This window comes from Vibrio rarus (assembly GCF_024347075.1).
Taxonomy (GTDB): domain Bacteria; phylum Pseudomonadota; class Gammaproteobacteria; order Enterobacterales; family Vibrionaceae; genus Vibrio; species Vibrio rarus.
In genome coordinates, this window is record NZ_AP024900.1 from 594,129 (window position 1) to 614,901 (window position 20,773).

A 20,773-nucleotide genomic window follows, 5' to 3' on the forward strand; every position below is an offset into this window, starting at 1 on the left:
TGCACTAGGGTATGGTAATCTTATTGCAATTGATTCAATGGATTGTGAGCCTATTTTGTTTACTGTTTATCATTCAAACCAAATTGATCTTCTTAAATCGTTATTAGTTGCCCTTATTCGTCAGCAGCCACTATCTTCGCCTTTTGAGCAAGAGCAAATCTTGGTGCAAAGCCCCGGAATGTCGCAGTGGTTAAAGATGGAGCTGGGAAAAGATATGGGGATTGCCGCCAATCTTAATTTTCCGCTCCCGGCAACCTTCATTTGGCAAATGTTCATTGAAGTTTTACCTGATGTCCCCAAACGCAGTGCCTTTAATAAAGAGGGAATGACTTGGAAGCTGATGCAGGTATTACCTCATAAACTGCAGCAACCCTCGTTTTCTCCATTGGCGTCTTACCTTGAAAATGACGACGATGACTCTAAGTTATTTCAGTTGGCCGGTAAAATTGCAGATATATTCGATGGATACTTAGTGTATCGTCCTGATTACATTACCGCTTGGGAGCATGGTGAACACCCTGCCGAGTTAGAACAACAAGGTCTTTGGCAAGGTGAGCTTTGGCGGGAGTTATATCAATTTACTGAAGGGTTAGGCCAATCTAAATATCATCGCGCCAACTTATATCAAGATTTTATTGATGCCCTTGGTAAAGACGTTAACCTTGAAAGCTCGAATGTGCCTAAGCGGCTTTTTGTGTTTGGTATCAGTTCATTACCGCCTAAGTATTTAGAGGCACTCACGGCATTGGGCAAGCATATTGATGTGCACCTAATGTTTCATAACCCTTGTCGCTATTACTGGGGAGACATTAAAGATCAGCGAACGTTATCAAAAATAGCCGCGTCGGTGCGACCAAAGATTCGTTGGCATGGGCAAAATATCACCGAAGAGCAGGGGCACTCGGTATTAAAAGGCGCCATAGAACAAAATGCGCTTCCTGAGTACCATAATGATGCCATTACCAATAACCTTCTGGCCTCTATGGGCAAGCAGGGAAGGGATAATTTATATTTATTGTCCGAGTTAGGCAGTAATGAAGTGGAAGCTTTTGTCGACCATGAAGCAGACCATTTCTTGCAGCAAATACAGCAAGACATCTTGTCGTTACAGCAGCATCAAGACGACTCTAAACTTGAACAAAGTTTGCATAAAGGCCAGATATCATTACAAGACAATTCGTTGTCAGTGCATAGTTGTCACAGCGCTACAAGAGAAGTCGAAGTTCTACATGATCATCTTCTGCATTTATTTAACCAAGACCCAAGTTTAAAACCTCGCGATATTATCGTGATGGTGGCTGACATTAATGCCTATTCTCCAGCTATCAAAGCCATTTTTGGCAATGCGCAGGGAGAGAGAAGAATACCGTACTCCATTTCTGATAGAAGTGTGGCCGAAGAAACCCCAATTTTGAATGCCTTTTTGCAGTTGTTGGCTTTGCCCAATAGTCGCTGTGGGCGCAGTGAGATGATGGAGATTTTAGAAACGCCAGCCATTTTGCAGCGTTTTGGCTTATCCAATGCCGATTTTGAATTGATCCATCTTTGGGTGGAGGAAGCCGGGGTGCGATGGGGCTTAGATGAGTCTACAGCCACCGAGTTTGAATTACCCCAATTGACGCAAAATACTTGGTTATTTGGCCTACAACGTATTTTATTAGGTTACTGTATGTCTTCGTCAAGTCAGCCGTTTATTGTAGCGGAAGGCTTATTAGCACCTTATGAGCATGTTGAAGGGATGCAAGCGGAACTTGCTGGTAAGTTAGCCGCTTTTATCGATAAAGTTCTGCATTATCGACAAGTATTAAGCTCGCCACAGTTCAGTAGTCAGTGGCAAGCTCAGTTAAATACTCTAGTGAATGACTTTTTTGATTTAGATATTGAAAATGAAATCGCTTTGACTTCCATTCGCGATGCCTTATCGGCATTAACCCAGCAAACCATAGAATCTGGGTTTGAATCCTCCTTGAGCCATCAGGTTGTCAGTGAGTATTTACAAGATAAGTTAGATAACTCTCGAGTAAGTCAGCGTTTTTTAGCGGGTCAAGTGAACTGTTGTACTTTGATGCCAATGCGTTCCATTCCCTTTAAAGTGGTCTGCTTATTAGGAATGAATGACGGAGTTTATCCCAGAACGGTCGCTCAAGAAGGGTTTGACTTAATGACGGTTAAGACGCGAATCGGTGATAGAAGTCGCCGTGACGATGACCGTTATCTATTTTTAGAAGCCTTGTTATCGGCACAGCAACATTTATATATCAGTTATATAGGGCAATCGATATTAGATAATAGTGAGTGTCTCCCTTCTATTTTAGTGACCGAATTACTTGAATACTGCTCGCAAAATTATTGTCGAGAAGGGGACGAGAATTTATCAGTGGATGATTCAGGAAAACAGCTTTTGCATCATCTAATTTCTCATCACAGTATGACCCCATTTAGCCGAGATGCGTTTGCTAATCAGCAAAGCTTTGCCAGTGAATGGCTTGGCATTGCCAATGGTGTATTGTCGCAGCAAGTGAAACAAGAGCCCCCACTATCGGATTACTTTTTAGAACGCAGCGGCCTAGATCAAATGGAACTGGAGCAGTTACTTTCCTTTTGGTCTTTGCCTGTTAAATCCTTCTTTAATCAGCGGTTACAAGTGTGGTTTAACGGTGAAAAAGAGCCTCTTGTAGATGACGAACCTTTTTCTTTGCAAGGGCTAGAGCGGTATTTCCTTCGCCAAGATATCGTCACGGCTATGTTAGAAGACGGAGAAGAAAGCATCTCTAAAGTCGCCGACTATTATCGCAGTTCAGGGCAGTTGCCAATAGGGCAGTTTGGCGATCTAGATGTAGCAGAAAACCAAAAGGCCATGGCAGGACTTGCCGAGGAAATTGAGTTTTATACCAGTACTAAGTGCCCCTCTATACCGTTATCTTTGCCTGTGTTTTATCGTGATAAAACGCTGACGATTACAGGTTGGCTAGATAATCATTACGCTTCAGGTTTAGTACATTATCGGGTGGGCAGTATTCGCTCAAAAGATATTTTACAAGCTTGGATAAAGCATTTATTTGCTTGTGCTTCTGGGGCTGAGGTGGTGAGCCATATCATCGGTATTGCTAAAGGGGAGGTGGAATACTTTTCTCTCCAGCCACTATCGCCACAGGATGCTATGGACTTTATTGAACCGTTAATCTCCCTGTTTTTTTCTGGCATGACTGAGCCCTTACCTTACTTTCCGCAATCGGCTCAAAGTGCTATGCAAGAGTTTGTTATTAAATCAAAAAAGGGCGATACGCAGGCAGCTAGAGAAGGGGCGAAGAGTAAGTTTAAAAGTCACTTTTTAGGCAATGACTATAGCGCGGGTGAGTGCCAAGATTTATACATTCAACGAGCGTGGCCACAATGGCAAGAAGAGTGGGGGGAGCAAGGTTATCGTCTTGCTGAGCAGGTATTTTTACCAGCACAGGAGCGGCTTTTGAAAAAAAGCACTAAGTAGGTACTGCCGCTATTAAATAAGAGAAAGGTGGCCGCCAGAATAATTATTATATGTAGGGTTATCACTGGCGGCCAAGGGGTCAGAGAGACCACTTATTTCGATATTTATAAAGATAAACACTAAGTGATTATTATTTTTGGCAAGCCTACGCTTAACCTTAGGTTTTAACAGTGAGTCGACTCACAAACTTTATGAGTTGAAGTTCGACTGTTTGTACCATGACATTATTTCATAACATTGATCACAGAATTAGATAGGGTTCACTATGACCGATGCAGCGCACATAACTCCTGCAGCATTAGATACCATGACTTTTCCCTTACATGGCGCTCGTTTAATAGAAGCATCTGCGGGAACCGGTAAGACGTTTACCATTGCAGGCCTGTACCTAAGGTTACTCCTTGGGCACGGTGATAATGGTTGTGCTCATCAGCAGCCTCTAACAGTGGAACAAATTTTGGTAGTGACCTTTACCGAGGCAGCCACCGCTGAGCTAAAAGACCGTATTCGCGCTCGTATTCACCAAGCTCGAGTGGATTTTAGTCGAGGGCATAGTGATGATCCTATTATCAAACCTTTACTTGAGCAGACTGATGACAGAGACAGAGCGTGTGAGTTGCTGCTGATGGCTGAGAGGCAGATGGATGAAGCCGCAGTGTTTACCATTCATGGTTTTTGTCAGCGCATGTTGACACAAAATGCTTTTGAATCTGGGAGCCGTTTTAAAAGCCAATTTATAAAAGATGAAACTCAACTCAAAACGCAAGTGGTGTGTGATTATTGGCGTCGGCATTTTTATCACATGAACCAAACCATGGCTGCAGAGATTCGTCGCCACTGGAAAACACCACAGGCTTTATTCTCAGATCTTGATCGGTTTATTAGTGGTAATCAAGTGTATATCCACAGTGAACAAGCACAGGGTGAACTAGAAAGTCAGTACCTTGAGCGCATTAAGGTGATCGATGAGTTAAAGCAGCAATGGTTGAGCAGCAGCGACAGTTTTGAAAAATTAATTGCAGAGTCAGGGATCACAAAAAACCCGTATAACAAGAAAAATGTACCCAATTGGATTGAAAAAATAGACAACTGGGCAAAGACAATGCCATCCACTTTAGCGCTGCCAGATTGTCTGAACCGCTTTAGCCAAAGCGCTTTGCAAGCAAAAACGAAGCCAGGTAATCAACTGCCGGAACATGCAGTATTTAACCAATCAGAGACGTTTTTTCAGTTGCCTGCATTGGAAGTGAAACAGGCTATTTTGAGCAATGCCATTCCTGAGTGTAGAAGAGAGCTTCAAAAGGCCAAACAGCAGCAACAAAAACTCTCTTTTGACGATCTGCTCAGTCAACTGGATTACGCGTTGCAACATGATGATGAAAGCTTATTAGCCGACAGAATTCGTCAGCTTTATCCCATTGCCATGATCGATGAGTTTCAAGATACCGATCCTCAGCAATACAACATCTTTAGCCATCTCTATTTGTCATACCCTAAGTGTGGTCTATTTATGATTGGCGATCCTAAGCAGGCTATTTATGCGTTTCGTGGTGCGGATATCTTTACTTATATTCGCGCTCGCAATGAAGTGACTTCTCATTTTAACTTGATGACCAACTGGCGCTCAAGTGAGTCCATGGTACAGGCGAGCAATGAGCTATTTGCGAAAGCCAAATCGCCATTTATGTACAATGAGGATATTCCGTTTATCCCCGTTTTAGCCAGCCCAGGGGCTGAAAAAAAATCCTGGTCTTTGTATGGAGAGCCACAACCTGCGATGACCCTATGGCTGCAGCAAGAAGAGGGGCAAGGGGTCGCTAAAGCGGATTACCATCACACTATGGCTCAGTCCACCGCAACTCAGATACAGCAACTGCTCAGCGCATCAGATCAAGGAGAGGCGAGGCTTAACCATGCCAGCCAAACGCCAATTCAAGCCAGTAATATCGCAGTGTTGGTTCGCACAGGTCGGGAAGCCAGCTTAGTGCGAAAAGCATTATCAGAAAAAGGGGTCGCTAGCGTTTACTTATCAAATAGAGACAGTGTATTTGCCAGTCCAGTCGCCACCGATGTGCTGATGTTTTTACGCGCAGTGTTGCACTTTGATAACGACCGAGCATTGCGCAGTGCCGCTGCCAGTAGTTTATTTGACTTATCCCTATTTGATTTGGAACGCTTAAACCAAGATGAGCACTATTGGGAGTTATTGAGTCAGGAATTCAGTGATTATCGTCAACTGTGGCTAAAGTCAGGCATTATGCCGATGATTCGTAAGTTAATTCAGTACCGTGAATTAGCGCAAAAGCTACAGACACAGCAGCAAGGAGAGCGAGTACTTACTGATTTAATGCACCTTGCCGAACTACTACAGCAAGCGTCTGCGGAGCTTGAAAGTGACCATGCGTTATTGCGTTGGTTTGAAGAGAGTCTTGCTGACGGGACTAATGGTGACTCGTCAGATGATCAAAAACAGCGTTTAGAGTCTGAAAGCAACTTAGTGCAAGTGGTTACCATTCATAAGTCTAAAGGCTTAGAGTACGACATAATTTTTGTGCCATTTGTTAGTGTCTGTCGTCAAAGTAAGCAGGCACTTTATTATGATGAGTCTCGCCAATGTACCCGCTTAGATATCGATAATAACAGTGACGGTATCGCGCTCTCTGATAAGGAACGTCTGGCTGAGGATTTACGCCTCATTTATGTGGCGATAACTCGCGCAGTGTATTCTTGTTACCTTGGCGTTGCAGCCATAAAAGAAGGTCGAAGCAAGAAAGTGATTACTCACTTAAGTGCCATTGGCTATTTATTGCAGGGAGAAGATGAGCAAGATGCTTCAGCGTTGAGCTCTGCCATAGAGCAACTGACAACAGGGTGTGACTCTATTGTAGTAAAAGATCCAGTTGCTTGGGATGAGGTTCGCTATCAACCACCCACAGAGACGCTTACGCAATTGCAAGCCAATAAAATGCAACAGCAAATCGATTGGCGTTGGAGAATGACCAGTTACTCTGGGCTAGTGAAGCAAGGTCATGGCCGTGCGCATAAAGATGAAAGTGCGTGGTTAGAGACCACGTTAGATATTGATGCTTCACAAGATCAAGCGCCATTACTTGATGTGCATAAAAAAACCATGTTTAACTTCCCTCGAGGTGCTCGTCCAGGGACTTTTCTACATACCTTATTTGAAGAAGTGGAATACACTGGATCGGCATTTAGCCAGCACAACAGCGACGTTATCGAGCAGCTATTAGTCAAAGAACAATATGAGGCAGAGTGGTTACCCATATTGCAAGATATGATAGATAAAGTGCTAAATACTGACTTAGATGGCAATGGTTTGAAATTGTCAGATAAAACCGCACAACAGCGGTTGGTGGAGATGGAGTTTTTACTTCCTATCGACATTTTATTGGCGCAACGTTTTAATACTATTACCCATCAACATGACTCGTTATCGGCACAAGCCGGAGAGCTTGGCTTTGCTCCGGTTGAAGGCATGTTGAAAGGCTTTATCGATTTGGTGTTTGAGCATCAAGGTAAATATTATGTGTTGGATTGGAAGTCGAACCATTTAGGTGACAGCGCTGAAGAGTACCACCGTCAGAGCTTAGATAAGGCAATGCTAGAGCACCGTTATGATGCGCAGTACCAAATTTATGCCTTGGCGTTGCAACGATTTTTGCAAACTCGTATTGCTGATTACTCCTACGACAGCCACTTTGGTGGCGTTTTTTATCTGTTTTTACGCGGCATGGACGGCAGTGGTGATTATGGGGTATTTTCCGCTAAACCATCACAATCCATGCTTGCACAGTTGGATGAGCATATTCGTGGTGAGGAGACACTATAATGAGCGAAATTACGGATAACCTGCCACAGACACTGAATATCTCCGAGATGGAAGTCGACCAACTGGCTCATTACACTCAAAAAAGCTGGCTAGAGTGGCTGGAACTGATGGCTAACCTAGGTATGGTGCGAGACATTGATTTTCAGCTAGCGAAGTTTTTTGCTAGACAAGAGAACTGCGCTTCAGCTCCCTGCGTTGCGGTGATGGTGTGCGCTGTGAGTTATGAGTTGAGCAAGGGCAACACCTGTTTACCCATCAGTCATAATTGGAACCCTTTGCGAGCATTGGGAGCCAGTCAATTAGAGCCTCTTTTTGCCAAAGAGTTGCTGCAGTGTGATTGGCTTGCAGAGTTGAAAACATCCTCTTTGGTTGCCCATGACTTTCAACAAGCAATGTGCCTCCCTCTAGTGTTTGAATTTGGCAGTCTCTATTTACAAAAATATTGGCACTTTGAAGGGGCACTAGCACAAAAATTATTAGAGTATGCTGAGCCGATATCCATTGAAACAAGTCAGCTTTCTCAGCTAAAAACTCAACTGGATCAGTTGTTTGCTTGGCAATTCAATTATCTGTTTAGTGAACTCAAGGTGCTGAAACACGATAATGCCAGTCACAATCAAATTCAGCGGGCAATTTGTGAGTCGTTAGATGTGGTTGATTCGACAGGGTTGGCGTTTGATAAGATCGTCGCCATTGCAACAGAGGCGAAATCAGCCAGTGAACTGGCAGCATTAACGGATTATATTCCCCTCAGCGCCTGTTTAAATCATCAGAAAGTGGCCGCTGCTACAGCTCTAACTCGTCGCTTTTGTGTTATTTCTGGTGGCCCAGGTACAGGGAAAACCACAACCGTATCTAAATTGCTGGCTGCGCTGGTGGTTTCTAGTGACACTCATTTAGATATTAAGCTTGCCGCACCCACGGGTAAGGCTGCCGCTCGTCTTACTGAGTCCATAGGTCAAGCCATTGATTCATTGCCTGTGCCACCGGAGATAAAACAGAAAATCCCTACATCGGCCAGTACATTACACCGTTTATTAGGTGCGATTCCAAATCGAAGTGAGTTTAAACATAATGCGCAAAACCCATTGCATTTGGATCTTTTGATTCTAGATGAAGCCTCAATGGTCGATTTGCCTATGATGTGCAAATTGCTCAATGCGCTCCCTGCGCACGCGCGTTTAATTTTATTGGGTGATAGAGATCAACTCTCTTCGGTAGAGGCGGGAGCGGTACTAGGGGACATTTGTCAGTTAGGTAATCAAGGCTATAGCCCTGCTCATAGCGCAATTTTAGATAAATTAACGGGTTATCAACTGCCTCGCTCACAACAGTTAGGTAGTGCGATCAACGATAGCTTGTGTGTGTTGCAAAAGAGTTTTCGTTTTCATAGTCGCTCAGGTATTGGTCAATTGGCGCGAGCCATTAACTCCGGTCACCATGACTCGGTAAGTACAGTGTTTCAAGCTGGATATGACGACATTGATCATCATCCCGTAGATGCCGATAGTTATGCACAGTTAGTTGCACAGTTGGTCAACCGTTATCAACAATACCTAAGTTTACGCTTTGTTAATAATGGCACTATGCATATGGCGTCGTTTGCTAGAGACGTTTTACACAGCTTTGCTGGCACTCGCTTATTATGTGCGGTGCGAGAAGGAGAGTTTGGGGTTGAAGGGACAAACATCTATATTGAAAATGCGTTAGCGCGCAAAGGCTTGATCCCGAAAGATCGCGATACTTGGTATATTGGACGACCAGTGATGGTGAAAAATAATGATCATAGCCAGCAATTGTACAATGGTGATATTGGTATTTGCTTGCTAGATGAAAGTTTGAGTGAGCCACGTTTAAAGGTTTATTTTGAGCTTGCCGATGGCAGTGTCAAAGGAGTGCTACCGAGTCGAGTTCCCCCTCATGAAACGGCCTATTCCATGACGATTCATAAGTCACAAGGCAGTGAGTTTGACCATACCTTGCTATTGCTGCCTAAAACCCCGACACCGGTACTGACCCGTGAGCTCTTTTATACGGGAGTCACTCGAGCAAAGCATCAGCTGAGTGTGTATGCCGACCCTGCAATAATGCAAAGAGCCATCCAACAGAAAACGGCAAGAAGTAGCCATCTGTCACAGCGATTAGTCACAGATGGCGCACGATAAACCTTACATAATATCTAACGCTAAAATCTTAGACTTTCTTTGAAAGTTATATAGGTCCTGCTTTTTAATCGGCAGGGCCTCAAGATCTATTTCAGAAAACCCTTGCTCTCTAAACCAGTGTAAGCTGCGCGTGGTGAGAATAAACAGCTGTTTAATGTCTAATGCCTCAGCTTGATGCTTCATATACTCAAGCAAGTGCGCGCCTCTGTTACCGTCTCGGTATTCAGGGTGAATTGCCACACAGGCCATTTCTGCCATTTGATCTTCAACGTAGGGGTAAAGAGCGGCGCAACCAATAATGAGTTGGTCTTTGACAATGATAGTGAAGCGCTCAATTTCTTGTTCTAATTGCTCTCTTGAACGACGCACCAATATACCTTCACTTTCCAACGGCTCAATTAAATCAAGAATACCACCAATGTCATCGATAGTGGCAAGACGCACTTGCTCGGCACTGTCCATGACGATTTGAGTACCAATACCATCCCTAGAGAACAGCTCTTGTATTAACGCGCCATCATCGAGATAGCTGACTAAATGACAACGTTGTACTCCTTTTTTACAGGCTTTAACGGCGGCCGGTAAAAATCGTTGAGTGCTTGGGGCATTGCCAGTGATACCTTGTTGTAAAATATGCTCTACTTCGTGAGGGAAGAGTTCTGCTGCGACTTCGCCATTAGGCTTGATATAACCCTGATCGGAGCTAAAGCCAATCAACTTATCCGCACCCAGTTTAATGGCGACTTGGGTCGCTAATTCTTCAGACACTAAGTTAAAGCACTCTCCAGTAACCGAGCCTGCAACCGGGCCAATCAGAACAACGGAATCGCGCTCTAGAGTGCGGTTAATGCCTTCGACATCAATACGACGCACTCGGCCACTGTGTTGGTAATCCACACCATTATCAACGCCGATAGGTTGGGCAATAACAAAGTTACCACTGACCACATTCAGCTGATTTCCCGCCATAGGCGTATTATTTAAACTCATAGAGAGATGAGCCGTAATCGCCAGTTGCAGTTGACCGGATGCTTGCAAAACATGTGGCAAGGTGGAGGATTCGGTCACTCGCACCCCTTTATGGTATGGGGAACTCAAAGATTGCAACTGCAGTCGCTGGTCTATTTGCGGTCGAGCACCATGCACTAAAACAAGTTTGACCCCTAAGCTATGCAGTAATGCAATATCACTGACGATATTAGGGAAGTTATCGTGATTTAATGCTTCACCGCAAAGATAGATCACCATAGTGCTATCACGGTGTGCATTGACGTAGGGAGTGGATTGACGAAATCCTTTAACCAGTTCAGTGCTGCGAGACATAATTAAACTTCAAAGTGAATTTTTATACAATAATAATGATTACTTATATAATTACAACTATTTTGATGACTAAATATGAAAAGATGCAGCACACATTTTTATGTTAATTGTGTGTGATTTTCTGCACAAGCATTGCGTAAAGTCAGTGAGTTTGTCATTCTGAGTTTCTATGGCTTTCTAAAGGACATGACATCTAACTAATGCGCAAATTTATTCCGCTTTTAACCCTAGTAATCTTATTTACAGGCTGTGCGAAGAATACTGATCATGGGCAGCAATATTTTGATCAACAATTTCAGCAACCACTGACTCAAACCAACACGATTAAGAGTAATGCTTTTATTGATTTAAATACCTTTGATGCTCAAGCAAAACAGGTATTAGACAATTCTCCTTCCTTGTCTAGAACTTATCAGGATCTGTATCAGCATTTATCCCAATGGGCGCAGCAAAGCGGGGATCCTAGCGATCTGCAAAGTTATGGTGTGCAAGTAGCGCAAATGCGTGGTGGGGATAATCAAGGTAACGTGCTGTTTACGGGCTATTTCTCTCCAGTCATTGAACTGCGTCACCAAGCAGATGATACCTATAAATACCCAGTTTATGGTAAACCTCACTGCAGCCAGCAGTGCCCAACTCGCGCTCAAATCTATGATGGGGCTTTAAAAGGTAAAGGGTTGGAGCTTGGCTACGCCTCTAATAGGATTGATCCTTTCTTAATGGAAGTGCAGGGCAGTGGTTTTGTGCATTTTGGTGACGATAACAAAATGCAGTACTTTGCTTATGCAGGGAAAAATAATCGCTCTTACGTCAGCATTGGCAGAATATTAATTGAGCGTGGGCTGGTGGCCAAAAAAGACATGTCACTAAAGGCCATCAAACAATGGGTATTAGAAAATGACGAGCAAACTGTCAAAGAGTTGCTTGAGCAAAATCCTTCTTTTGTCTTTTTTGTTGCTAAAGATGATTTAGCGGTACGTGGTTCTGCAGGTATTCCTCTATTGCCAATGGCCGCTGTGGCGGGGGATAGAAAATGGTTACCTATGGGCACGCCTATATTAGCCGAGGTGCCACTACTTAATGCCGATGGTACTTGGTCAGGGGCTCATGCACTGCGTTTATTGATTGTTCTCGACACCGGTGGCGCCGTTAAACAGAATCACTTGGACCTATACCATGGCATGGGGGCAAGAGCTGGAGTGCAGTCAGGGCACTACAAACACTTTGGACGAGTGTGGAAGTTAGGTTTGGAAAACTCACCTACCGCCAATCCGTGGCAGATGCCTAAATAGACCATTATCCCGTTTACAAAACATGGCAAAAACTAGACATTAAACACAAGAGTGCGTATAAAACGCACTCTTGTTGTTTTATGTATAGAGAAATAGCCTCATGCGAGAATTAACCACCCCAGCATCCGAATCCTATGAGCAACGTTTTGGTGGCACGCGCCGTCTTTACGGTAATAGTGAAGTAGAGATCTTACGCGCCGCGCATGTGTGTGTGATTGGTATTGGTGGTGTGGGTTCTTGGGCCGTTGAAGCTCTGGCAAGAAGTGGCATCGGTGAGCTTACTCTAATCGATATGGACGATGTGTGTGTCACCAACATTAACCGTCAAATTCATGCTATGTCTGGCACCGTAGGGCAGAGCAAAATTGAGGTGATGGCACAGCGTGTTGCGCTCATTAATCCAGAGTGCAAAGTCAATCTTATTGATGACTTTATCGACTCGGACAATCAAGCCGAATATCTCAGTAAAGAGTATGACTATGTGTTAGATGCCATTGACAGCGTGAAAGCTAAGGCTTCATTGCTGGCGTATTGTCGTAGCAACAAGATTAAAGTGATCACTATTGGTGGTGCGGGTGGTCAGGTGGATCCTACGCAAATTTGTGTGGCTGATCTGAGTAAAACCGTACAAGATCCTTTAGCGAAAAAAATCAAAGATCAGTTGCGTCGCTTTTATAACTTTAGCAAAAATCCTAAACGTAAGTTCAGTATTGACTGTGTGTTCTCAACCGAGCAATTAAAGTACCCGCAAGCGGATGGCAGTGTGTGCGCCGTTAAAGCAACCGCTGAAGGTCCTAAACGTATGGACTGTGCCACAGGTTTTGGTGCAGCAACCGTAGTGACTGCAACCTTTGGTTTTGTTGCCGTATCACGTATTATTGAAAAATTGATTCAAAAACACAGCTCGAAATAAGGTCTACCCACTATGTTATACCCTGAAAACCCTTTTGGCTCTTCTATTGTTGAGGATGACATTGTTGCCCAAATGAGCCTATGCCAAGGGTGGGAGAAGCGCTATCGTCAGGTGATTCAATGGGGTAAAAAACTGCCAGTGATGCCAGAAGAGCTAAAAGCTGAGCAAGTGCTGGTGGCTGGATGTGAAAGCCAAGTTTGGTTAGTTGGGCAACAAGTGGGTGGCGTATGGCAGTTTTGCGCAGATTCTGATGCGCGCATTGTTCGCGGGCTCATCGCATTAGTGCTAACGGTGTTTAATGGTAAAACCAGTCAACAAATTCAGCAATTTGACATAGAAAGTTACTTTGAAAGCCTTGGGTTAATTCAGCATTTAAGCCCATCACGCGGTAATGGGCTTAAAGCGATTGTTGAACAAATAAAAACGCTCACAGCGTAATACTGTTACGCGTTAAAGCATATCCACCGCTTTTGTTAGAGCGGTAATAAAAGCGTCCACCTCTTGAGTGGTATTGTAGAGAGCAAACGAGACACGCACCGTCCCCTTAATTCCCAAAGCGTCCATCAACGGGTGAGCACAGTGATGACCTGCCCTAAGGGCAACGCTTTGTTGGTCAAGCAATGTCGCAATATCTTGATGGTGCACACCCGCCATTACAAGGCTGATCACGCTGGCTTTTTCTTGATAACCAATCACCTCAATATCGTCAATTTCTTTTATGGCAAGATAAGCTCGTTGCTGTAATTGCTGAACGTGCTTCTCGGCACCTTGCGGATCAATGCTCTTTAACCAGTCTATGGCACTAGAGAGCGCCAGAGCGCCGGCGACATTAGGGGTTCCAGCTTCAAATTTCCCCGGTAACTCGCTAAAAGAGGTCCCTGAAAAACTCACCTTGTTAACCATCTTACCGCCACCATGCCAAGGGGGCATCGCCTCCAACAGAGCGAGCTTGCCGTATAAAACACCGATTCCCGTTGGGGCGTACAGTTTATGGCCTGAGAAGACATAAAAATCACAATCGAGTTTCTGCACATCCACTGTTTCATGCACGATACCTTGCGCGCCATCCACGATAACAACAGGATCAAATTGTCTTGCTAATTGAATCATTTGTTCTATCGGGTGGCGAGTGCCAGTGACATTAGAAACGTGGCCAATGGCGACGATTTTTGTTTTAGGATTGAGCAAAGATTTAAAGGCATCAATATCTAAAGTGCAGTCGGGTAGCATTGGGATTTTAACTACGCGAGCCCCGGTTTGCTCAGCTACAATTTGCCACGGCACAATATTGGCGTGGTGCTCCATTTCGCTGATCAGAATCTCATCGCCAGCAACTAGCGTATTTCTGGCATAGGTTTGAGCAATAAGATTAATCGCTTCTGTTGCGCCGCGTGTCCAAACGATTTCTTTAGTCGAATTAGCATTGATAAAGTCACGAACTTTTTCGCGAGCGTGTTCAAACAAAGAGGTAGCATTGGCGGTTAGGCTATGAGTGCCTCTGTGCACATTGGCATTATGCTGCGAGTAATACTGAGTAATGGTATCAATAACTTGCTTAGGCTTTTGCGTCGTTGCAGCGCTGTCGAGATAAACCAAAGCTTGTGGTGAGTTATCCGATGCTGATTGCAGTGCAGGGAACTGGTCTCGGACAGATTGAATATCAAACACCTTTCGCTCCTAGATTGTGATAGTGAAGATTAGGTAATGGCACCATAGGTTCTGCAATGCTCCAAGCAAATGCTTTACCCGATAGGTGAATGATGATTTCTATGGCAAATTCGAATGCGCTACCTGGCCCTTGGCTAGTCAGTAGATTGTAAGTTTGATCATAGGTGACGCGCTTTTCTCGCCAATTATTAGCCGGAATATGCGATTTAAAGCTTGGATGACAAGTCATCAGTGCTTTTGGGTACAAGTTATGGTGTTGCAGCATGAGTGCCGGGGTTGCGCAAATGGCCGCGTTTAATCGTCCATCATAGTGCTGCTGTTTGACCATTTCTAAGAGCAAAATACTCTGCTGAAATACCATTGCGCCGTCAACGCCGCCAGGCAAGGCAATCACATCAAACTCATCATCGGCCACATCCACTAATTTAACGTCTGCGTTAAGAGGAATGCCTCTCGAGCCCTTAAAGGTTAATTGCCCTTCAGGTTCAACGCTGGCAACGGTGACTTGATAATTGGCGCGGATGAGCACATCGATGATGGTGATGGCTTCCATCTCTTCAGTGCCAGGAGCGATAGGGACTAAGGCTTTAATGGTCATTGTTGGCCTCTTGTTGTTTGATTTGTTTAAACAGCTTTTCATTGAGTGGCACGTTAAGATTGCGCGCTTGCGCTCGCTGAATTAGGTACCCAGTAATATAGTCAATTTCTGTTGCTCGTCCATGATAAATATCTTGATGCATGGAAGAGTAGTTGTCTTTTGTGGCTTGAATGACCTGCTGGACTTGTTCAAACAAAGCTTCACGCTTACAAATCAGCCCTTCCGCATGAATCACCGAGCTAATTTCTAGGCATAAAGCGTCAATGAAAGCCAAAGTTGCCGGATCGCCTAGTTCTCCATTACGACAGTTTTTGATTGCCGTTAAAGGATTAATGCAACAATTAATGGCCAGTTTACTCCACAGGGCTTGTTGAATATTGTCATCCCAAGTAACAGGGCCAAGAGCCTGATGTAACATGTCGCTGATAGAGCGAGAACCATCATGGCCATATTGCTGTAGCGCGCCAATCGTCGTATGCCCATATCCTGTATGTGTTAGTTGGTGTGGATTTTGTTTTAGCGCGCCGTGAGTGGTGGTGGCAAATAACACATTATGCTTGCTTAGCTTAGGTAGGACCCCTTGAATGGCTCCCATGCCATTGTGCGTAAACAGCAAGGTGCAACTTGGCTTGATGAATGAAATGATTGGCAGAGTTGCCGTTTCTACTTGCCACGCTTTTACCGCAATCAGTACCAGATCCGCATGAGATAGATGAGTCGTCTGATTCGCTGGAAAAGTAATAGCGGGCAGGTCATCTAAAGATAGGGTAATTGATGGCTCATCGCCTTTTGTCCAAAGGGATACATTATGACCTGCCTTGTGCAGATAACAGGCCCAAAGGGAGCCAATCGCGCCCGCACCAAGGATACAAATATTCAAGCGTTACTCTCCTGTGTTTTTGCATGGCTAGGATACGTGTATTTATGTCATTTCGCGAATCGCAGAGATCAAAAAAGGCGCTAATAGCGCCTTTTTATCACGTCATAGATTCAAATTAGAATTTATAAGTGACCGCAACGTAATGGGTCACGCCTGATGTCTCGAATGCGCTACTGTCTTTAATGCCATACACATCTTTATACAATTTTAGGCCGTAACCTACAGCGTAGCGTTCAGAGTGCCAATAGAATCCGTTAAACATGGCTCCACCGTTACTCGCTGTTGAGTACTCTTCTTTCATGCCAAATTGGTAGTCGATATAACCTTGGTAAGAAATGAGTGAACCATTATCGAAGAAATAGAACGGCTTAAACCAGTTAGTCGATACTTGGAAACCATTCCAATCTTTATGATTTGAGTCGTAGTTACCATAAAAGTTAAGGCCAATTTTACCTAGCCAAGGCACCATCACATCAGAGCCGAGACCAATTTTTTGTTGGTTAACACCGTAAGTCCCTTTATCAAGGTTAGTTGTCACACCATCCCAAGTAATCTCAGAAGCAACATATAACTCTTGTACTGGACCAAACGAAAGATCTTTCTTAGTTAATGCATCTAGGGACATACGTGGCGCAAATTTCATAAAGATCTTTGCATCCGCACTCGCTTTATCGGAACTTGGGTTACTTAGCAGATTAAACACATCAACGTAGCCGTATAGGTCAAAGATCCCAGAACGACCACCAAACTCCATTTCTAGATAATCGTGACTAGAGTTGCCAGGCTTTTCATCAAAAGCCCCCATTAGGTTAAATTGCATCCACTTGTTGTCATTTTTGTGGATGTCGCCGTCTGTGTAGTCAGCAGCGATTACCGGTGCTGATGTCGCCGCTAATAGGCCAAGAGTTAAAAGTAATTTACGCATAATAAGGGATACTCTAAAAATGTTTTGCGAAAAATGAATTTGCTATTCCATAGCAACCGTTCCTTAAATCGAATAGTAGATACCTGACAGGTAAAATAAAGCGTAAAAATGTAAAAGTTTAACTCAGATAGGTGATATGCCTCTCGTTTCTAAAAACTAATCGCTTAAAGGTTAAGCAAATCAGCAAAATCAAGGGAACTTTTTCGCAGAGTTAAATTTGTCCAGCTTTCTGATCGATTTATGTTTGTTTGCGTAAGAGTTTAGGAGATTAGAAAAGAAGAGTTGCTTATGTCTGTAGTCAAACTGTTTCCCCTAAGTTCACTGGTTTTACCTGAAGGGAAAATGAACCTAAGAATCTTTGAGCCTCGTTATAAGCGTATGATCAGCGATTGTTGTAAAGCGGGTGAAGGTTTTGGTGTTTGTTTGATTAATGAAGCGGGGGCTTCTTCTCCTAGTAACATCTCACGTGTCGGCACACTTGTAGAAATTATTGATTTTGAGCAACTTTCAGACGGTTTCCTTGGAATAACCATAGTGGGAACTCGTCGCTTCAGGGTGAATAAGGTTTGGAGTGAGTTCGATGGCTTACGGTGCGCTGAGGTTGAAAACCTCAACAACTGGGACAGCCGAGAGCTTTCTAGAGACAACCTTTTTATTAGTGATCAATTGCAACGAGTTTATCAGCGGTTTCCTGAAATTAAGGACCTCTACTCACACTGCTTCTTTGATGATGCAACATGGGTAAGTCAGAGATGGTTGGAACTGTTACCCATAGAACAACAGCAATTTGAACACCTCATTTCCCAGGCGGATTGTGATGAAGCGTTGAGATTTCTTAGTCAAGCCATTGAAGCCTAATAACGGTGATACGGAGATACAATCATGTCTAATAAAATGCTTTCTGCAGTGCTAGCAGCCTCGACATTGATGCTTGTCGGTTGTGATGACGACGATAACGCCTCTCAAACGCGAGTTCAGGCGGTACATGCTTCATCAGATGCGCCACTGGCCAACGTTACTATCAATGGCGGTTCATCAAACAGCAGAACGACCTATAACAGTCAAACGTTATCTGGTGTGGATTACGCTACTGCCTCTGGTTATATAGCCTTTGACGAGGGGGAAAATTCTGTGCAGGTAGATGTGCAACTTCCGGGGGGAGAGGTCGCGACTGTCATCCCTAATACCGTACTCAATTTAGATTCAAGCCTTTTATATACGGTAATGGTAATCGGGAATGCGGACCCAAGTGCAGAGTTTGCTGTTGAACCGCTCATCATTACTCGTGATGCTGCCGGCGATGGCGATACAACCAATGTTGACGTTCAAGTGGTGCATGCTTCGCCGGGCGTACCTGAGGTTGATATTCATGTAACTGGCCCTAATGACGATATTAACCCAGCTACGCCATTAGCAACTCTGTCATACAAAGCTTCTACTGGAGTGGTTAGTGTGCCAGCGGCAGATTATCGAGTTCGCTTAGCATTAGCTGGCACGAACACGGTCGCTTTTGATTCTGGTACGTTGCCATTGCCTGCTGGTGCTGAACTCACTATTGCTGCGATTCCTAACGTGAATAGCTCCTCTGACTCAGACATGCCATTATCCCCGGTTAAGTTGCTTGTCATGGACGGCAGTGGCTCATCGATTATCCATGATAGCAATGAGATCGCACAAGTACGTATAGGCCATTTGTCAGCTGACGCCCCTGATGTTGATGTGACTGTAGACGATGCCGTGGTATTAAATGACGTCGTATTTACTGTGGTATCAGATTACTTAGATTTACAGGCAAAAGCATACGATCTCGGCGTGTTCGCATTCGATGATCCGACTACCTTGCAGATAGATGCACAAGGGGTTGAGTTTGAGAAAGGCAAAGATTACAGCGTGTATGCTATTAATGACTTAGCGAATATAGACGCACTTGTTATTGAAGACAGTCGTCGCCCTGTGGCCACTAGCGCCACCTTAAGCATCCTACATGGGGCTTCTTTATCTGCGGCGGCAACGGTTGACATATACTTAACGGATTCAACCGATTTATTAAATAGTGATCCAGCCCTATCCAGTTTTGCGTATACAGATGTAGTACAGAACGTTTATGTAGCAGAGGGCACCTATGTGGTGACAGTCACAGGGGTAGGTAGTAAAGATCCTGTTCTACAATTAGAGGGTGTGACACTAGAAAACGGTAAGGTGTATAAGGCGATTGCAACCAATGGCGGCATACTCGCTGCAGACATTACCGAATAATCGATGAGGGAGGTTTGTCCTCCCTAGCTATCAAAAGGTGAATCATGGAAACGTTAGCCAAAGCCTCAACCCCGACTCGGGCAGAGTGGAACGAGTGCATGGTCAAAGTGCAGCAGGGAGATAAGGCCGCTTTTGCGAAAGTATTTAAATACTTCTCCCCACGCTTAAAGCAATTTGCCTATAAACATGTAGGAAATGAGCAAGTAGCCATGGAATTAGTGCAAGATGCTCTAGCTACAGTTTGGCAAAAGTCCCACCTGTTTGACGGTAGCAAGAGTGCATTATCGACTTGGATATACACCATTGCTCGGAACCTTTGCTTTGATCTGCTACGCAAACAAAAAGGGCGAGAACTGCATGTGCACTCAGAGGACATCTGGCCAGATGATTACTGTCCACCCGATCTGGTTGACCAATATTCGCCGGAGAGAAACATGTTAAGAGAGCAGATTGTCCGCTATTTAGATACGCTGCCGATGAAGCAGAAAGAGGTGGTTAAAGCGATATATCTTGATGAACTACCTCATCAAGAAGTAGCAGACAAATTTGATATTCCTCTCGGCACCGTTAAATCAAGATTGAGACTGGCTGTAGAGAAGTTAAAAGACACAATAAGGGCGGATCAAGTATGAAACATCATCCAAGTAACAAGTTGTTAAAAGCCTATGCGGATGGAAGCATCGACGCTTGTAATGGACTGACGCTCGCAGCTCATGTAGAGACCTGTAGTCACTGTCATAGCAAGATAGAAGAGTTTGAAGCTCAAGCTTCTCAAGTGTTAGTAGAACAAGATGTAGAGGTTGATTTCGACCAAGATGAAATGGAGTCGATGTTCAATGACATTATCTCCTTAGATAAACCAAGCGCCATTACTAAAGTAAAACCGGCGGTTAAAATTGCGGTAAATGGTAAGGAGTTCTTCCTTCCTAAATCCTTGCATAATGTCAGTTCAAGATTGAGTGACTGGAAAAGTTACGGTGGCAAAGTGTACACCGCTCACCTTGATATAGGAGAACAAGAGCGAGTGAGTTTGCTGTATATCACCGGCGGAGTGCAAGTTCCCCAACATACGCATAAAGGTGTGGAGACGACATTAGTGCTTCATGGCAGCTTTAGTGATGAAGAGGGTCAATACAGCGCCGGTGACTTTACCGTAGCTGATGCATCTACAAAACACGCCCCTCGAACTGAGGATGGTCAAGATTGCTTATGCTTAACTGTGCTCAGCGATCCTATGGTATTTACTCAAGGGGTGGCTAGAATCTTTAATATGTTTGGTCGAGGCCTGTACCCGTAGAGGTAATCTGGCTTGAGAAAGGCTTCCACAACAAATGGAGTAGAAGGTTTTGTGTGGGTAGGTGAAATAAAGCCCTCCTAACGGCATGAAACCTAAAGCCTATTGGTATGCCAGAAAAA

15 protein-coding genes are annotated in these 20,773 nt (G+C 44.2%); 10 read left to right on the top strand and 5 right to left on the bottom strand.

Going from position 1 to position 20,773, the window contains the following annotated elements; all coding sequences use genetic code 11:
- Nucleotides 1–55: 55 nt before the first annotated feature.
- The 3 genes from recC (at nt 56) to recD (ending at nt 9,502) form a co-directional block, all read left to right on the top strand.
- Complete coding sequence (recC, locus tag OCU56_RS02810) at nt 56–3,487, top strand: exodeoxyribonuclease V subunit gamma (protein WP_261874059.1); 3,432 nt, start codon at nt 56–58, stop codon at nt 3,485–3,487.
- A 265-nt stretch (nt 3,488–3,752) separates the two neighbouring features.
- On the top strand, nt 3,753–7,337 hold the full coding sequence (gene recB, locus OCU56_RS02815) for an exodeoxyribonuclease V subunit beta (protein WP_261874060.1): 3,585 nt from the start codon (nt 3,753–3,755) through the stop codon (nt 7,335–7,337).
- 47 nt (nt 7,338–7,384) lie between these two features.
- Nucleotides 7,385–9,502, top strand: a complete 2,118-nt coding sequence (recD, locus tag OCU56_RS02820) for an exodeoxyribonuclease V subunit alpha (RefSeq protein ID WP_390904859.1) — start codon at nt 7,385–7,387, stop codon at nt 9,500–9,502.
- A gap of 3 nt (nt 9,503–9,505) precedes the next feature.
- On the opposite strand, the gene argA is transcribed toward recD, so the two are convergent.
- Nucleotides 9,506–10,825, bottom strand: coding sequence for an amino-acid N-acetyltransferase (argA, locus tag OCU56_RS02825; protein ID WP_390904849.1), 1,320 nt, complete (start codon nt 10,823–10,825; stop codon nt 9,506–9,508).
- Between the two features lie 200 nt (nt 10,826–11,025).
- Here argA and mltA point away from each other — a divergent pair, with 200 nt between their 5' ends.
- The 3 genes from mltA (at nt 11,026) to csdE (ending at nt 13,468) form a co-directional block, all read left to right on the top strand.
- Nucleotides 11,026–12,117: a murein transglycosylase A gene (gene mltA / locus OCU56_RS02830; protein WP_261874062.1), complete on the top strand. Its 1,092-nt coding sequence runs from the start codon at nt 11,026–11,028 to the stop codon at nt 12,115–12,117.
- A gap of 100 nt (nt 12,118–12,217) precedes the next feature.
- Entirely contained in the window at nt 12,218–13,030 is an 813-nt protein-coding gene (tcdA, locus tag OCU56_RS02835; RefSeq protein WP_261874063.1) for a tRNA cyclic N6-threonylcarbamoyladenosine(37) synthase TcdA, read from the top strand.
- 12 nt (nt 13,031–13,042) lie between these two features.
- On the top strand, nt 13,043–13,468 hold the full coding sequence (gene csdE / locus OCU56_RS02840) for a cysteine desulfurase sulfur acceptor subunit CsdE (RefSeq protein ID WP_261874064.1): 426 nt from the start codon (nt 13,043–13,045) through the stop codon (nt 13,466–13,468).
- Nucleotides 13,469–13,480: 12 nt separating this feature from the next.
- On the opposite strand, the gene csdA is transcribed toward csdE, so the two are convergent.
- The 4 genes from csdA to OCU56_RS02860 form a co-directional block, all read right to left on the bottom strand.
- Nucleotides 13,481–14,698: a cysteine desulfurase CsdA gene (gene csdA, locus OCU56_RS02845; protein ID WP_261874065.1), complete on the bottom strand. Its 1,218-nt coding sequence runs from the start codon at nt 14,696–14,698 to the stop codon at nt 13,481–13,483.
- A complete protein-coding gene (locus OCU56_RS02850) occupies nt 14,691–15,296 on the bottom strand; it encodes a DJ-1 family glyoxalase III (protein ID WP_261874066.1) in 606 nt (201 codons plus the stop codon). Before OCU56_RS02850 ends, csdA begins: the two co-directional genes overlap by 8 nt.
- Nucleotides 15,286–16,176: a 2-dehydropantoate 2-reductase gene (gene panE, locus OCU56_RS02855; RefSeq protein ID WP_261874067.1), complete on the bottom strand. Its 891-nt coding sequence runs from the start codon at nt 16,174–16,176 to the stop codon at nt 15,286–15,288. Before panE ends, OCU56_RS02850 begins: the two co-directional genes overlap by 11 nt.
- 115 nt (nt 16,177–16,291) lie before the next feature.
- Nucleotides 16,292–17,101: a nucleoside-specific channel-forming Tsx family protein gene (locus tag OCU56_RS02860; protein ID WP_261874068.1), complete on the bottom strand. Its 810-nt coding sequence runs from the start codon at nt 17,099–17,101 to the stop codon at nt 16,292–16,294.
- A 288-nt stretch (nt 17,102–17,389) separates the two neighbouring features.
- Between OCU56_RS02860 and OCU56_RS02865 the strand changes: the two genes are divergently transcribed.
- The 4 genes from OCU56_RS02865 to OCU56_RS02880 are packed head-to-tail and all read left to right on the top strand — an operon-like array spanning nt 17,390 to nt 20,654.
- Nucleotides 17,390–17,959 carry an LON peptidase substrate-binding domain-containing protein gene (locus tag OCU56_RS02865; protein ID WP_261874069.1) on the top strand — a complete coding sequence of 190 codons (570 nt, stop codon included), beginning with the start codon at nt 17,390–17,392 and terminating at the stop codon, nt 17,957–17,959.
- Nucleotides 17,960–17,983: 24 nt separating this feature from the next.
- Nucleotides 17,984–19,357: a DUF4397 domain-containing protein gene (locus OCU56_RS02870; RefSeq protein ID WP_261874070.1), complete on the top strand. Its 1,374-nt coding sequence runs from the start codon at nt 17,984–17,986 to the stop codon at nt 19,355–19,357.
- Between the two features lie 44 nt (nt 19,358–19,401).
- Complete coding sequence (locus tag OCU56_RS02875) at nt 19,402–19,989, top strand: sigma-70 family RNA polymerase sigma factor (protein WP_261874071.1); 588 nt, start codon at nt 19,402–19,404, stop codon at nt 19,987–19,989.
- Nucleotides 19,986–20,654, top strand: coding sequence for a ChrR family anti-sigma-E factor (locus tag OCU56_RS02880; RefSeq protein ID WP_261874072.1), 669 nt, complete (start codon nt 19,986–19,988; stop codon nt 20,652–20,654). Before OCU56_RS02875 ends, OCU56_RS02880 begins: the two co-directional genes overlap by 4 nt.
- The last annotated feature ends 119 nt before the right edge of the window (nt 20,655–20,773 follow it).

Bases quoted from the DNA above. Each gene is read 5' to 3' on its own strand.
- OCU56_RS02870 (WP_261874070.1), top strand. From the start codon at position 17,984: ATGTCTAATAAAATGCTTTCTGCAGTGCTAGCAGCCTCGACATTGATG.
- OCU56_RS02850 (WP_261874066.1), bottom strand. From the start codon at position 15,296: ATGACCATTAAAGCCTTAGTCCCTATCGCTCCTGGCACTGAAGAGATG.
- recD (WP_390904859.1), top strand. From the start codon at position 7,385: ATGGAAGTCGACCAACTGGCTCATTACACTCAAAAAAGCTGGCTAGAG.
- OCU56_RS02860 (WP_261874068.1), bottom strand. From the start codon at position 17,101: ATGCGTAAATTACTTTTAACTCTTGGCCTATTAGCGGCGACATCAGCA.
- csdE (WP_261874064.1), top strand. From the start codon at position 13,043: ATGTTATACCCTGAAAACCCTTTTGGCTCTTCTATTGTTGAGGATGAC.
- recB (WP_261874060.1), top strand. From the start codon at position 3,753: ATGACCGATGCAGCGCACATAACTCCTGCAGCATTAGATACCATGACT.
- OCU56_RS02875 (WP_261874071.1), top strand. From the start codon at position 19,402: ATGGAAACGTTAGCCAAAGCCTCAACCCCGACTCGGGCAGAGTGGAAC.
- mltA (WP_261874062.1), top strand. From the start codon at position 11,026: ATGCGCAAATTTATTCCGCTTTTAACCCTAGTAATCTTATTTACAGGC.
- OCU56_RS02865 (WP_261874069.1), top strand. From the start codon at position 17,390: ATGTCTGTAGTCAAACTGTTTCCCCTAAGTTCACTGGTTTTACCTGAA.
- OCU56_RS02880 (WP_261874072.1), top strand. From the start codon at position 19,986: ATGAAACATCATCCAAGTAACAAGTTGTTAAAAGCCTATGCGGATGGA.
- tcdA (WP_261874063.1), top strand. From the start codon at position 12,218: ATGCGAGAATTAACCACCCCAGCATCCGAATCCTATGAGCAACGTTTT.
- argA (WP_390904849.1), bottom strand. From the start codon at position 10,825: ATGTCTCGCAGCACTGAACTGGTTAAAGGATTTCGTCAATCCACTCCC.